The organism is Pseudomonas sp. FW300-N2F2 (assembly GCF_017351655.1).
GTDB classification, from domain to species: Bacteria; Pseudomonadota; Gammaproteobacteria; order Pseudomonadales; family Pseudomonadaceae; genus Aquipseudomonas; species Aquipseudomonas fluorescens_AA.
The window spans coordinates 820379-835110 of sequence record NZ_JACNDQ010000003.1 but is presented as its reverse complement, the minus strand read 5'-3'; the positions used below and the strand labels follow the sequence as shown (position 1 = coordinate 835110).

13 protein-coding genes are annotated in these 14732 nt (G+C 60.8%); 8 read left to right on the top strand and 5 right to left on the bottom strand.

Features of this window, described 5'->3' with window-relative positions:
* The first annotated feature begins 232 nt into the window (after positions 1 to 232).
* Positions 233 to 1906, top strand: a complete 1674-nt coding sequence (recN, locus tag J4E63_RS24335) for a DNA repair protein RecN (RefSeq protein ID WP_072411328.1) — start codon at positions 233 to 235, stop codon at positions 1904 to 1906.
* A gap of 75 nt (positions 1907 to 1981) precedes the next feature.
* On the opposite strand, the gene fur is transcribed toward recN, so the two are convergent.
* Positions 1982 to 2386: a ferric iron uptake transcriptional regulator gene (gene fur, locus J4E63_RS24330; protein WP_003197684.1), complete on the bottom strand. Its 405-nt coding sequence runs from the start codon at positions 2384 to 2386 to the stop codon at positions 1982 to 1984.
* A gap of 97 nt (positions 2387 to 2483) precedes the next feature.
* On the opposite strand from fur, the gene J4E63_RS24325 reads away from it, so the two are divergent.
* On the top strand, positions 2484 to 3011 hold the full coding sequence (locus J4E63_RS24325; protein ID WP_060739229.1) for an outer membrane protein assembly factor BamE: 528 nt from the start codon (positions 2484 to 2486) through the stop codon (positions 3009 to 3011).
* 59 nt (positions 3012 to 3070) lie between these two features.
* Here J4E63_RS24325 and J4E63_RS24320 read toward each other — a convergent pair whose 3' ends face one another.
* Genes J4E63_RS24320 through J4E63_RS24310 form a run of 3 tightly spaced genes read right to left on the bottom strand, consistent with a single transcriptional unit; the run spans position 3071 to position 5224 of the window.
* Complete coding sequence (locus J4E63_RS24320; RefSeq protein WP_207283596.1) at positions 3071 to 3373, bottom strand: RnfH family protein; 303 nt, start codon at positions 3371 to 3373, stop codon at positions 3071 to 3073.
* Positions 3370 to 3813: a type II toxin-antitoxin system RatA family toxin gene (locus J4E63_RS24315; RefSeq protein WP_060739231.1), complete on the bottom strand. Its 444-nt coding sequence runs from the start codon at positions 3811 to 3813 to the stop codon at positions 3370 to 3372. Before J4E63_RS24315 ends, J4E63_RS24320 begins: the two co-directional genes overlap by 4 nt.
* Positions 3814 to 3820: 7 nt before the next feature.
* A complete protein-coding gene (locus J4E63_RS24310) occupies positions 3821 to 5224 on the bottom strand; it encodes a sodium-dependent transporter (RefSeq protein ID WP_060743081.1) in 1404 nt (467 codons plus the stop codon).
* A 118-nt stretch (positions 5225 to 5342) separates the two neighbouring features.
* Here J4E63_RS24310 and smpB point away from each other — a divergent pair, with 118 nt between their 5' ends.
* Positions 5343 to 5825: an SsrA-binding protein SmpB gene (smpB, locus tag J4E63_RS24305; protein WP_042730880.1), complete on the top strand. Its 483-nt coding sequence runs from the start codon at positions 5343 to 5345 to the stop codon at positions 5823 to 5825.
* 195 nt (positions 5826 to 6020) lie between these two features.
* Here smpB and J4E63_RS24300 read toward each other — a convergent pair whose 3' ends face one another.
* Complete coding sequence (locus J4E63_RS24300) at positions 6021 to 6788, bottom strand: FCD domain-containing protein (RefSeq protein ID WP_072411334.1); 768 nt, start codon at positions 6786 to 6788, stop codon at positions 6021 to 6023.
* Positions 6789 to 7051: 263 nt separating this feature from the next.
* On the opposite strand from J4E63_RS24300, the gene J4E63_RS24295 reads away from it, so the two are divergent.
* The 5 genes from J4E63_RS24295 (at position 7052) to J4E63_RS24275 (ending at position 14662) form a co-directional block, all read left to right on the top strand.
* Positions 7052 to 8746 carry a lactate permease LctP family transporter gene (locus J4E63_RS24295; RefSeq protein WP_060743082.1) on the top strand — a complete coding sequence of 565 codons (1695 nt, stop codon included), beginning with the start codon at positions 7052 to 7054 and terminating at the stop codon, positions 8744 to 8746.
* 150 nt (positions 8747 to 8896) lie between these two features.
* A complete protein-coding gene (locus J4E63_RS24290; protein WP_207283595.1) occupies positions 8897 to 9721 on the top strand; it encodes a (Fe-S)-binding protein in 825 nt (274 codons plus the stop codon).
* Positions 9718 to 11187, top strand: coding sequence for a LutB/LldF family L-lactate oxidation iron-sulfur protein (locus J4E63_RS24285; protein ID WP_207283594.1), 1470 nt, complete (start codon positions 9718 to 9720; stop codon positions 11185 to 11187). Before J4E63_RS24290 ends, J4E63_RS24285 begins: the two co-directional genes overlap by 4 nt.
* On the top strand, positions 11184 to 11855 hold the full coding sequence (locus J4E63_RS24280; protein ID WP_207283593.1) for a lactate utilization protein C: 672 nt from the start codon (positions 11184 to 11186) through the stop codon (positions 11853 to 11855). The genes J4E63_RS24285 and J4E63_RS24280 overlap by 4 nt, the downstream gene beginning before the upstream one ends.
* The gene (locus J4E63_RS24275) at positions 11852 to 14662 is read left to right on the top strand and encodes an FAD-binding and (Fe-S)-binding domain-containing protein (protein ID WP_207283592.1); all 2811 of its coding nucleotides are present in this window, start codon (positions 11852 to 11854) and stop codon (positions 14660 to 14662) included. The genes J4E63_RS24280 and J4E63_RS24275 overlap by 4 nt, the downstream gene beginning before the upstream one ends.
* Positions 14663 to 14732: the final 70 nt, after the last annotated feature.

Genomic DNA, 14732 nt, shown 5'->3' with positions numbered 1-14732 from the left:
CTTTCAACTTCGTCCGCGAGCTCGACTCGCGCTTCTGCCCCGGTATATGGGGCCGGGTTTTCCAGCTTCAAGGGCCAACTGACGAATTAACCTTACAAAAAGCAGCTGCATAATCATTCCTCACGGCGCTAAGAAAATCACTTTCCCAAGCAAATCGAGCTAAGCGCGGGCATTGTCAGGCCGAAACAAAACACTGTATAAATAACCAGACCTAAAGCCTGGGAGCGGCCTTATGCTGGTGCACCTGTCCGTACACAACTACGCCATCGTCGAACATCTCGACCTCGAACTCGATCGAGGCATGAGCGTGATCACCGGTGAAACCGGCGCGGGCAAGTCGATCATGCTCGACGCCCTGGGCCTGACGCTGGGTGACCGCGCCGACAGCGGCGTGGTGCGCCCCGGAGCGGACAAGGCCGACATCCTGGCGACGTTCGACCTGGTCGACATCCCCGAGGCCAGCGCCTGGCTGGCCGAACGCGACCTGGACACCGACGGCCTGTGCATCCTGCGCCGGGTCATCACCGCCGAAGGCCGCTCCCGAGGCTACATCAACGGCACACCCTGCCCCCTGGGCGATCTCAAGGCCCTCGGCGAACTGCTGATCGACATCCACAGCCAGCATGAACACCAATCCCTGCTCAAGACCGATACCCATCGTCGCCTGCTGGATGAATACGCCGGCGCCACCGACCTGGCCCGGCAAGTCCAACTGGCCGCCCAACGCTGGCGCCAGACTCGGCAGGAACTCGACCGCCTTTCCAACTCCGGCGACGAACAGCGTGCCCGTCACCAGCTATTGAGCTACCAGCTCGAAGAACTGGAGAACCTGTCCCTAGGCGAAAATGAACTGGAAGAACTGGAGCAGGAACACAAGAACCTGACCAACGCCGAAACCCTGCTGGGCATCTGCCGACAGGTGGTCGAACAATGCAGCGAGAGTGATTCGGGCAATGTGCTCAATGCCCTGACAGCGAGCCTGAACCGACTCTCCAGCGTGAACAATTCGGTGGGCGCCCTGAACGAAGCGACCAACCTGCTGACGAGCGCGCAGATCCAGGTCGAGGAAGCCGTTGGGGAACTGAACCGCTTTCTCGATCATTTCGATGCCGACCCGGCGCGCCTGCAGTACCTGGAAGAGCGCCTGGACACCATCTATACGCTGGCGCGCAAGCACCGCATCCAGCCAACCGATGTTGCCGAACTCCAGCAGCGCCTGCTGGAAGAACTGGAAACCCTGAACGCCAACGATGAATCCATCGAGCGCCTGGGGGACGAACTGGCTTCTTATGCCCGTCATTACCAGGAAAAGGCCAAGGAGCTCAGTGAACTGCGGCGCCAGGCCGCGACAGGGCTGGCCAGTGCCGTGGAGCAGGAGATCCAGCGCCTGGGCATGCCGGGCGGACGCTTCACCATCGAGTTGCGCCCCAACGCCGGTGACGAGCTCCAACCCAATGGACTGGAACAGGTGGAACTGCTGGTCAGCGCCAACCCCGGGCAACCGCTCAAGGGCCTGGCCAAAGTCGCCTCCGGCGGTGAGTTGTCGCGAATCAGCCTGGCTATCCAGGTCATCACCGCGCAGACCTCTCGGGTGCCAACACTGGTATTCGACGAAGTGGACGTGGGCATCGGTGGTCCAACCGCGGAAATTGTCGGCCAGTTGCTGCGCCGACTGGGGGAACGCGGCCAGGTGCTGACCGTCACTCACCTGCCCCAGGTCGCCGCCCAGGGACACCAGCATTTATTCGTGCACAAAGTGCGTGGCGAGGACGCGACTCGCACCGCCGTGTCCAAACTCAACAAAAACGAGCGAGTAGAGGAGGTGGCGCGAATGCTCGGGGGTATCGACCTCACCAAGGAATCCCTGGCCCACGCGAAAAAAATGGTCGTTACCGCCAAAATCTGAGAGCGACAGAAAGCACGAAGGCGACCCTGGGGTCGCCTTCGTTCGTTTCGCGAACCTCAAGTCCGCGCGACATGCTTACTTTTTCTTGCGTACGTACAGTACAAGATTGTGATCAACCATCTCGAAACCATACTTGTCGACGATTGCTTTCTGCAGCCGCTCGATTTCTTCGTCGAAGAATTCGATGACTTCACTGGTCTCGACGTTGACCATATGGTCGTGATGCTTGCCATCGTCCAGTTCGAAGACCGCATGGCCTCCGTCGAAGTTGTGTCGCACCACAAGGCCAGCTGCCTCGAACTGGGTCAGAACACGGTAAACCGTGGCCAGACCGACGTCCTCGCCAGCCTCCATAAGCGCCTTGTAGACATCCTCGGCACTCATGTGGCGTTGCTCTGCGGAATCGAGCATTTGTAGAATCTTGACCCGTGGCAGGGTCACTTTGAGGCCGGCTTTGCGTAGTTCGCTATTTTCAACCATGGTCAGCTTTCTCGCGATGCTGCTTCGCAGCTTCTCTTAATGCGGGTATGATCGGCGTTTACGTTGTCCCAGCCAAGATAGTGGAAGTCGCCCACCGATGCAAAACACCAAGCTCTTGCTAACCAGTTTCACCTTTGTGGGACTGCTCGCACTCGCCGGTTGTTCATTCCCCGGGGTTTACAAAATCGACATCCAGCAGGGCAATGTCGTCACGCAGGACATGATAGACCAGTTACGCCCGGGAATGACCCGCCGGCAAGTACGGTTTATCATGGGTAACCCTCTGCTGACCGACACGTTCCATGCCGATCGCTGGGATTATCTGTACAGCTTGCAGCCTGGCGGCGGTGAGCGCCAACAGGAACGCATCAGCGTTATCTTCAGTCCTGACGACCAACTTGTCAGCCTGTCGGGCGATTTCATGCCTGGCGTGAGCCGCGACGAGGCCATCATGGGCAAGGACAGCGGCACCACCGTGACCGATCCGACCCAGAACGCCGAACAGCCGAAACCGGAAAAACCGGTCAAGCCAGGTTCGTTGCTGGACCAGATCCAGAAGGACGTGGACAAAGTCGAGACCGTACCGGTCCCGACACCAGAGCCGCTGGACACCTCGCCGCAATAAATTGCGACATGAAAAAACCCGGCATGCCGGGTTTTTTATTGCCTGCCATTCAAGCCAGGTCATTGCTCCGATTGTCGCGCCTGGGCAGCCTTGGCCGCGCGCAGGCGACGAATTTCCTTCGGATCAGCCAACAAAGGTCGATAAATCTCCAATCGATCCGCCGCTTGCACCACTTGATTAACCGGATCGGCAACCACCTTGCCAAAAATCCCCACCGGGCACGTCGCCAGGTCCAGCTCCGGGAATGCATCGGCAATCCCCGAGCCCAGCAGTGCCGCGCGAACACTGGTGCCTTCCTGCACCATGCACGTGCGCAAGACCTGGCGGTCCACCGCGGCATACACCACTTCTATCTCAATCAACGCTTGAGCTCTGCATTCTGCTTGGCCCGCTGGCAGAACGCGTCAACCAGCGTATTGGCGGCCTGATTGAACAGCGGCCCCAACGTCGCTCGCACCAGCGGACCGGCGTAGTCGAACGACAGGTCCAGGCTGATCTTGCAGGCCTTCTCACCCAACGGCTTGAACACCCAGACGCCGTGGAGCTGATTGAAGGGCCCCTCTTCCAGGTTCATTTCGATGGACTGCCCCGGCACCAGCGTATTACGCGTGACGAAGCGCTGGCTCAAGCCACTCTTGGCAATGTTGAGGCTGGCGCGCATCTGGGTTTCGGAGCTTTCCAGCACCTCGGCGGATGAGCACCACGGCAAGAACTCCGGGTAGCTCGCCACGTCGTTGACCAGGTCATACAGCGCCTGCGCCGGGTAGGGCAGCAAGGCCGAGCGTTGAATATGTGTCGTCATGTAAGCGTCACTTCCACAGCTGGGCGGCAAACACTACGAGAATGCCGATGGGCGCCACATAGCGCATCAAGAACAGGCTCAAGGCAAACAATACCGGGCTGCGCAGCGACAGTTCATCACGCACCGCATCACGCCCCATGACCCATCCTGCAAACACCACGAAACACAAACCACCCAATGGCAGCATGATCCGTGATGTGAAGAAATCAATCACGCCGAAGAAATCCAGCCCTCCGGTCGCCCCCCACTGATAGAGATGGAACAGCCCACCTTCGTTCACGAAAAACTTCGCTTGCTTCCATATATTGAAGGAAAACACCGTACCCAGGCCGACAAACCAGCACGTGAAAGCCAGCCAGAACGTCACCCAGGCGCGGCTGATGCGGGTCCGCTCAACCAAGTAAGCCACCATGGGTTCCAACAGGGAAATGGCCGAACTCCAGGCCGCGATGGCCACCAGCACGAAAAACACCACGCCCATCACTTGGCCGAAAGCCATGCTGCCGAAGGCAAAGGGCAGGCTGACAAACATCAACCCTGGCCCCTCGCTGGGATTCAGGCCAGCGGCGAACACAATCGGAAACAATGCCACACCCGCCAGCAGCGACACGAAAGTGTCCAGCAGCGCGACGCCAAAGACGGTTCGGGTCAGGGAGGCGTTCTTGGGCATGTAGGCGCCGTAGATCATGATCGAACCGACCCCGACGCTCAGGGAGAAAAACGCATGCCCCATGGCCGGCAGCAGGCCGTCCAGGACTTTCTCCGGCTGGAAGTCGAACATGAAATGCACGCCCTCCATGAAATGCCCGGTGGTCATGCTGTAGCCCAGCAGCACCAGGATCATCACGAACAGCAACGGCATCATGATCCGCAGGCTGCGCTCGAGTCCGGCCACCACGCCCCGGGCAATCACCACCGCCGAAAGGACCATGAAGATCGTGTGCCAAAGGGTCAGCCTCCAGGGATCGGCGATCACATTGCCGAAGTAGGCGCCCACCTGATCTGGCGTGGCCCCTTGGAAATCCCCGCGCCCCATGTCGATGATGTAGTCCAGGGACCAGCCACCGACCACGCTATAGAAAGACAGGATCAACAGCGCCGTGATCATCCCGGCGAAGGCGCCCCACGACCACTTGGTCGAATGGCCAGCCTCTACCGCCAGTACCTTCAGGGCATTGGCCGGGCTTTGCCGGGCCCGACGGCCGATCAGCGTCTCGGCCAGCATCACCGGCGCGCCGATCAGCGCGATGCACGCCAGGAACATCAATACGAAGGCGCCGCCACCGTAGACGCCGACCATGTACGGAAACTTCCAGATACTACCCAGCCCCACGGCAGAACCGGTCGCCGCGAGTATGAAGACCCAGCGGCTAGCCCAACTGCCGTGGACAGAAACCTTGTCTGTCGACATCGTGATCACGCCCAAGCGTTCAAAAAAGAGGCCGCATTGTCCGGGATTCACTCAACGTGCTCAAGCACGCAGGTTCACCGTAGCCGACACGCCCGCAACTGCCTATAATGCCGCCCCTATGGCTAAACAGAAGAAACACCCCACAGGGACCATCGCGCAAAATAAAAAGGCGCGACACGATTACTTCATCGAACAGCGTTTCGAGGCTGGCATGGTCCTGGCCGGCTGGGAAGTAAAGAGCTTGCGTGCTGGCAAGGCGCAGTTGGTCGACAGTTATGTACTGCTCAAGGACGGCGAGGCCTGGCTGCTGGGCAGTCATATCACGCCGCTGACCACCGCCAGCACCCACGTGATTGCCGACCCGGTGCGCTCGCGCAAGCTGCTGCTCAACAAGCGCGAGCTGGAAAAGCTCTTCGCCTCCGTGCAGCAGAAGGGCTACACCTGCGTCTGCACGTCGTTGTACTGGAGCAAGCACCTGATCAAGTGCGAAATTGCCCTGGGCAAGGGCAAGAAGGAGTACGACAAGCGCGATACCGAGCGCGAACGCGACGCCGGCCGCGAGCTGCAGCGCGCGGTGCGCAACAAGGGCAAGGAAGACTGATTCTTTCGTCCTAAGGACCGCTTTCGCGAGCAAGCTCGCTCCCACAGGATCACGGCGATACGCAACCCCCGCGTTCACCGAAGATCCAATTGTGGGAGCGAGCTTGCTCGCGATGGCGTCGACTCATTCAACATTGATGGGTCAGACTGACCGCTATCGCGAGCAAGCTCGCTCCCACAGGCTTCGCAAGCACACTCACATCCCCTTGCGCCGCTCCGCCCGCGCCACCCGCTGCACTTCCTGGCGCACCTCTTCCAAGACTTCCTGCACATACAAGATATGTCGGCTGGACACTTCCCGCGCCTGTTCGGCATGCCCGTCCATAATGGCCTGGTACAACTCCCGATGCTGGCTGATCAGCATGTCGCGGGTTTCACTGCGCTGCTTGTACATGCCGCCGATGTTGGTGACGACGTTGCGCTTGAGCAGGTCGAACAAGCCGCGAATGGTGTGCAGCAAGACTGCGTTATGACTGGCCTCGGCGATCGCCAGATGGAACCGGGCATCTGCCGCGCCCTCCTCCGCCCGGCTGACCTCATCGTGGCGCGAGTAACAATCCTGCAGCTCGTCGAAGGCTGCCGTCAGCCGTTCGCGATCCACATCCGTGGCCCGTTGTGCCGCGTAGTACGCACAGGACGCCTCCAGGGTGTGGCGGAACTCCAGCAAGTCACGTTGCGCTTCGGGATTGCTTTCCAGCAGTTGCAGCAGCGGATCGCTGAATGTCGAGCCCAGTGACTCGACGACATAGTTACCGCCGCCCTGGCGACTGACGAGCAAGCCCTTGGCGGCCAGTTTCTGGATCGCCTCGCGCAATGAAGGACGTGACACGCCGAACTGTTCGGCCAGGGTCCGTTCGGCCGGCAGGCGCTCGCCGGACTTCAGCGTGCCCTCAAGGATCATGCCTTCAAGCCGCTCGACAATATCGTCAGACAAACGGCGCTGACGAATCTGATCAAACCCCATAACTCAATTCTCCACGATCCCGACGGCTCGCCGGGCTCTCTATTCTGGCCCATCCGGGCCGTGCCTACACCCACCAAAAGCCATTTGTTCGAACGGATCAAATGCCGTCTGCACCGCTTATTCGACGAAAGTTTCAGGGCGGCAAATTGACACACGACAACCAAGGCTTTTACCCTAGCCAACAGCGCTTGTAAATTGGTATTACCAATTAACCAAACCCGCTGACCAGTGCCTGACCAACAACAATTAGGGGCCCACCCACTATGCAAACCTGGCAACAGCTCTACAGCCCGCTCGGCAGCCTCGGCTTGTCCGCACTCGCGGCCGTTATTCCCATCGTATTTTTCTTCCTGGCCCTGGCGGTGTTTCGCCTCAAGGGGCATGTGGCCGGCAGCATCACCTTGGCCCTGGCGATTGCCGTGGCGATTTTCGCGTTCAACATGCCCGCAGACATGGCCTTCGCCGCCGCCGGCTATGGCTTTGCCTATGGCCTGTGGCCCATCGCCTGGATCATCGTTGCCGCGGTGTTTCTCTACAAACTGACCGTCAAGAGCGGCCAGTTCGAGGTGATTCGCAGCTCGGTGCTGTCGATTACCGATGACCAACGCCTGCAAGTGCTGCTGATCGGTTTCTGCTTCGGCGCGTTCCTGGAAGGTGCCGCCGGCTTCGGTGCACCGGTGGCGATCACCGCCGCGCTGCTGGTCGGCCTGGGCTTCAACCCTCTGTACGCCGCGGGCCTGTGCCTGATCGCCAACACGGCCCCGGTGGCGTTCGGCGCCCTGGGCATTCCAATCATCGTGGCCGGCCAGGTCACTGGGATCGATGCCTTCAAGATCGGCGCCATGACCGGTCGTCAACTGCCCCTGTTGTCGCTGTTCGTGCCGTTCTGGCTGGTGTTCATGATGGACGGCCTGCGCGGCGTGCGGGAAACCTGGCCAGCAGCGCTGGTGGCCGGTTTGAGCTTCGCCATCACCCAGTACTTCACCTCCAACTTCATCGGCCCGGAACTGCCGGACATCACCTCGGCCCTGGCCAGCCTGATTTCCCTGACCCTGTTCCTGAAAGTCTGGCAGCCCAAGCGCACTGCCGGCGCCCAGATTGCCGGCGCGACGTCCAGCGCAACGGTCACCGCCAGCGTCGGCGGTTTCGGCCAGCCGCGCAGCACCGTGGCTTCGCCCTACAGCCTGGGGGAAATCATCAAGGCCTGGTCGCCGTTCCTGATCCTGACCGTGCTGGTGACGATCTGGACCCTCAAGCCGTTCAAGGCCATGTTCGCCGCGGGCGGCTCGATGTACGGCTGGGTGTTCAACTTCGCCATCCCGCACCTGGACCAGATGGTGATCAAGGTCGCCCCCATCGTGATCAACCCCACCGCCATCCCGGCTGTGTTCAAGCTTGATCCGATTTCCGCCACCGGCACGGCGATTTTCTTCTCCGCGTTGATCTCGATGCTGGTGCTGAAGATCAACATCAAAACTGGTCTTACCACTTTTAAAGAGACGCTTTTCGAGCTGCGCTGGCCGATCCTGTCCATCGGCATGGTGCTGGCCTTCGCCTTCGTCACCAACTACTCGGGCATGTCGTCGACCATGGCCCTGGTGTTGGCCGGCACGGGCGCAGCGTTCCCGTTCTTCTCGCCATTCCTGGGTTGGCTGGGCGTGTTCCTGACCGGTTCCGATACCTCGTCCAACGCGCTGTTCAGCTCGCTGCAAGCCACCACCGCGCACCAGATCGGCGTCAACGACACCCTGCTCGTCGCAGCCAACACCAGCGGCGGCGTGACCGGCAAGATGATTTCGCCACAATCGATTGCGGTGGCTTGCGCGGCGACCGGGCTGGTGGGCAAGGAATCGGATCTGTTCCGTTTCACCCTCAAACACAGCCTATTCTTTGCAACGATTGTCGGCCTGATCACGTTGGCCCAGGCCTACTGGTTTACCGGCATGCTGGTTCATTAAGTCCTACACGCAATACTGGAAAAACCGACGCCGAACCGTGATTCGGCGTCTGCTATTCACAACCGGGTCTGCAAGGCTGCTGAAAGATTTCCTGGCTATATTCAGCAGCCTCAGCGGACGGATAACCGGGACCACCCGGAGACACGCCTGATGAGCGAGCTTTTTTACAACGCCGTACCAAACGCGACCCGTCTCGCCCCGCCCTTGCCCGAGCCTCGGCAGTACCCCAGCGAAAAGCCGCGTCGGGTCTACCTGTTCGGCACGTGCGTGGTGGACCTGTTCTATCCCGAAGCCGGGATGGATGCGATTCATCTGCTGGAGCGCGAAGGGATCCGGGTGGACTACCCGCAAGGGCAAAGTTGCTGCGGACAACCGGCCTACACCTCGGGGTACACCGAGCAGGCGCGGACGGTGGCACGGGCGCAACTGGCCCTGTTTGCCGAAGACTATCCGGTGGTGGTGCCCTCGGGTTCCTGCGCCGGCATGTTGCGCGAGCATTACGCCGACCTGTTCAAGGACGAGCCGGAGACCCTCAAACAGGTGCAGGCCCTGGCGGCCCGGACCTATGAACTGGCCGAGTTCCTGCTGTTGGTCTGCAAGGTGCAGTTGAACGACAGCGGCGAGCCGGTGAAGGTCGCGCTGCATACGTCTTGCTCGGCACGGCGTGAGATGAATACCCACTTGCACGGCCGCGCGTTGTTGGCGCAGTTGCGTAATGTGGAGCGAGTCGAACACAGCCACGAAAGCGAGTGCTGTGGGTTTGGTGGGACGTTCAGTGTTCGCATGCCGGATATTTCCGGCGCGATGGTGGCCGACAAGACCCGGGCGCTGAAGGAATCCGGCGCACATCAGGTCCTCAGCGCCGACTGCGGTTGCTTGATGAACATCAACGGCGCATTGGAAAAACAGCAGGAGGCGTTGCGCGGCAAGCACCTGGCGAGCTTCCTCTGGCAGCGTACCGGAGGTGCCGCATGAGCACGCCGACGCTGATCCCCACCGTTGTAGTACCGGTTGAGGCGCAGGAAGATTTTCGTGCCCGGGCCCACAAGGCCCTGGACGACACGCAACTGCGAAACAACTTTCGCAGCGCGATGGATTCACTGATGACCAAGCGGGCAGCGTCCTTCAGCGATGCCCACGAAAGAGAACACCTGCGGGTGCTGGGCAATGCCGTCCGCGCCCGTGCGTTATCCAAGCTGCCCGACCTGCTCGAGCGACTGGAAACCAACCTGACCCGCAACGGTGTGAACGTGCACTGGGCGGAGACGGTGGACGAAGCCAATGGCATCGTCCTCTCGATCATCCGCGCTCACGAGGCGCGGCAAGTGATCAAGGGCAAATCGATGGTCAGCGAAGAGATGGAGATGAACCATTTCCTCGAGGCTCGGGACATTGAATGTCTCGAATCCGACATGGGGGAATACATCGTCCAGCTCGACCACGAGAAGCCTTCACACATCATTATGCCGGCGATCCACAAGAATGCCGGTCAGGTCGCGTCCTTGTTCCACGACAAACTCGGCGTGGAGTACACCAAGGACGTCGACCAACTCATTCAGATCGGTCGCAAGGTATTGCGGCAGAAATTCTTCGAAGCCGACATCGGCGTCTCCGGCGTCAACTTCGCCGTTGCCGAAACCGGCACGCTGCTGCTGGTGGAAAACGAAGGCAATGGGCGGATGTCCACCACCGTGCCGCCGGTGCACATCGCCGTGACCGGCATCGAAAAAGTGGTGGAGAACCTGCGCGATGTCGTGCCACTGCTCTCGCTGCTGACTCGCTCGGCCCTCGGCCAACCCATCACGACCTATGTCAACATGATCTCCGGGCCACGCAAGGCCGATGAGCTGGACGGTCCCCAGGAAGTCCACCTGGTCCTGCTCGATAACGGTCGCAGCCAGGCGTTTGCCGACAGCGAACTGCGCCAGACGCTGAACTGCATTCGCTGCGGCGCCTGTATGAATCATTGCCCGGTCTATACCCGAATCGGCGGCCATGCCTACGGCGAGGTGTACCCGGGGCCTATCGGAAAAATCATCACACCGCACATGGTCGGCCTGGCCAAGGTGCCGGACCACCCGAGCGCGTCTTCGCTGTGCGGCGCCTGCGGTGAAGTGTGTCCGGTGAAGATCCCGATCCCCGCGCTGCTGCGGCGACTGCGGGAAGAAAACGTCAAGGCGCCGGACAGCCCGAACCAGGTGATGCGCGGCCAGGGCAGCAAATACTCGCCCAAGGAGCGCTTCATCTGGAATGCCTGGGCCTGGCTCAACAGCTCACCGCGGCTGTACCGACTGTTCGGGTTCCTCGCCACGCGCCTGCGCGCCCTGACACCGAAAAACCTCGGCCCATGGGCCCAGAACCACAGCGCCCCCCAACCCGCCGCCCGCTCATTGCATGACCTGGCTCGCGAACACCTGAACCAGCAGGGAGACCGCCGATGAGCGCCAAGGAAAATATCCTCGCCAAGCTGCGTAAAAGCCTGACGGGCACCACGCCGGTTGCCGACAATTTCGATGTCGAACTGGTGACGCAAACCTATCGCTACGCGCCGGAGGAACGTATCCCGCAATTGCGCAAGCTGATGGAGGCGGTGCACACGGAAATCCATCTGACGTCCGAGGACGGCTGGCCGGCCCTGCTCGCGCAATTGCTGCGCGACCGTCAATTGCCGAGCCTGCTCATCGCCCCGACCACCGCACACGGGAAAAAAATCGCACAGTTCTGGGCGAACAATCCGGACCTGCCAACTCTCAAGGCTTACGACCGACCGATAGAGGAATGGAAAGCCGAGTTGTTCAACGACACCCCGGCCAGCCTCACTGGAACCCTCGGCGCCATTGCCGCCACCGGCAGCCTGATTCTCTGGCCAACGCGGGAAGAGCCACGGCTGATGAGCCTGGTACCACCGGTGCATTTCGCCCTGCTCAAGGCCAGCGAGATCCGCGACAACTTTTATGAGGTGCAGCAGGAATTCGAGTGGGCCCAAGGCATGCCCACCAATGCCCTGCTGGTGTCCGGCCCGTCGAAAACCGCCGACATCGAACAAGTCCTGGCCTATGGCGCCCATGGTCCGAAGGATCTGGTGGTCTTGATTCTGGAGGACCAATGACCCTTCCGGCCCCTTTCCTGCGCGACGTCCAACAGCTGATCCCACAGAAGCGACGTTTCGACGATCCCTTGTCGACCTTGGCCTTCGGCACCGACGCCAGTTTCTATCGGCTGATTCCGAAACTGGTGGTACGCGTCGAGTCCGAAGATGAAGTGATTGCCCTGCTGAAACTGGCCCAACGGGACCAGGTCCCGGTCACGTTCCGCGCCGCCGGCACCAGCCTGTCCGGCCAAGCCATCAGCGACTCGGTACTGATTGTGCTGGGGGATAACTGGAACGGTCGCGAGATTCGCGCGCAAGGCACGCAGATTCGTTTGCAACCCGGCGTGATCGGCGCCCAGGCCAACGCCTGGCTGGCTCCGTTCGGGCGCAAGATCGGCCCTGATCCGGCGTCGATCAACGCCTGCAAGATCGGCGGCATCGTCGCCAACAACGCCAGCGGCATGTGCTGCGGCACCGCGCAGAACACCTATCACACCCTGGCCGGTATCCGCCTGGTACTGGCCGATGGCACACGCCTGGACACCGAAGACGACAACAGCGTGGCGGCTTTTCGTACAAGCCATGGCGAACTGCTGGAACGCCTGGCCACCCTCGGTCGCGAAACCCGCGCCAACACCGAATTGGCCGCTCGAATTCGCCACAAATACCGTCTGAAAAATACCACCGGCCTGTCACTCAATGCCCTGGTGGATTTCGACGAGCCTGTGGATATCTTGAGCCACCTGTTGGTGGGCTCCGAAGGCACCCTCGGCTTCATCAGTGCGGTGACCTACAACACCGTCGTCGACCATCCGAACAAGGCGTCGGCGCTGATCGTTTTCCCGGATGTGGAAACCTGCTGCAACGCCGTCACCGTGCTGAAAAGCCAGCCGGTATCGGCCGTGGAACTGCTGGACCGCCGCAGCCTGCGCTCGGTGCAGGACAAACCAGGCATGCCGGATTTCGTACAGCATCTGTCGATTAATGCCTGCGCCTTGCTGATCGAATCCCGCGCGGCTTCATCGTCGTTACTACAGGAACAGCTGGCCCGGATCATGACCTCCCTGGCCGGCTTCCCGGTGGAAAAACAGGTCGACTTTACCGAAGACCCACGGGAAAACGCCCGGCTCTGGGCGATCCGCAAAGACACCTTTCCAGCCGTGGGGGCGGTACGCAAAACCGGGACCACGGTGATCATCGAAGACGTGACCTTTCCGGTGGAGCAACTGGCCCTCGGCGTGAACCGCCTGATCGAGTTGTTCGACAAACATCACTACGACGAAGCGATCCTTTTCGGACACGCGCTGGAAGGCAATCTGCACTTCGTCTTCACCCAGGGCTTCAACAGCGCCGAAGAAGTCGCACGCTACCAGGCGTTCATGGATGACGTGGCGCAGTTGGTGGCGGTGGAATTCGGCGGCTCGCTGAAAGCCGAGCACGGCACCGGGCGCAACATGGCGCCGTTCGTCGAGCTGGAATGGGGCAGCGATGCCTATCAACTGATGTGGCAGCTCAAACGCCTGCTCGACCCCAACGGCATCCTCAACCCGGACGTGGTGCTCAGCGAGGACCCGCAGATCCACCTCAAGCACCTCAAACCGCTACCGGCCGCCGATGAGATCGTGGACAAGTGCATCGAATGCGGCTTCTGCGAGCCGGTGTGCCCGTCCAAAGACCTGACCTTGAGCCCGCGCCAGCGCATCGTCATCTGGCGGGACATCCAGGCGAAAAAACGCGCCGGCACGGACACCACCGAACTGGAACGTGCCTACCAATACCAGGGCATCGACACCTGCGCCGCCACGGGCCTGTGTGCGCAACGTTGCCCGGTAGGCATCAATACCGGCGAGCTGGTGAAAAAACTGCGCAGCCGCGACGCGACGAAGACGAAAACCGCTAACTGGATTGAGGGAAATTTCGCCACCACGCTGCAAGGCGCACGCTTTGCCCTGCACGTCGCCAACGGTGCTCGCATGCTATTGGGCGCCCCCCGCCTGGCGAAACTGTCGGCCTCGTTGACGCGCCTGTCCAAGGGCCAGGTGCCACAATGGACCAGCTCCATGCCTCAGCCGGAAAAGGCCATCCGTTTCAGCCCCACCGTGTCGAATGAACGCCCGCGAGTGGTGTACCTGGCGGCTTGCGTGTCGCGGGTCATGGGCCCGACGGCAGCGGACAAGGAGCAGATGTCGCTGTACGACAAGACCCGCGGCCTGCTGGAAAAGGCCGGCTATCAGGTGGTCTTTCCAGACAATGTGGACAGCCTCTGCTGCGGCCAACCCTTTGCTTCCAAAGGCTACACAGAACAGGCCGAGCACAAGCGCCAGGAACTGATCGGTGCCTTGCTGCACGCCAGTCGCGGCGGGCTCGACCCCATCTACTGCGACACCAGCCCCTGCACGCTACGGTTGGTCCAGGACCTTGGTGACGTGCGCCTGGACCTGTATGACCCGGTGCGCTTCATCCGTACCCATTTGATGGAGCGTCTCGACTTCATCCCTCAGGAGGCGCCCATCGCCGTGCACATCACCTGCAGCACACAGCACCTCGGCGAAAGCCAGGCGCTGATCGACCTGGCGCGCAAATGCAGTAAAAACGTGGTCATCCCCGAAGGCATCCATTGCTGCGGTTTCGCCGGCGACAAGGGCTTCACCACACCCGAGCTGAACGCCCACTCGCTGCGCTCGTTGAAGGACGCGGTGCAGCATTGCAGCGAAGGGATTTCCACCAGCCGCACCTGTGAGATCGGTCTTACACAACACGGCGCAATCGACTACCACGGGCTGGTCTACCTGGTGGATCGAGTGACCCAAACCAGGGTGACCTGAAGAAAAATAGAACCCTGGCGAACGGTCACAGTCCACTGATCAAGTCCTGCAAAGCGGGACCTTCCCTCAA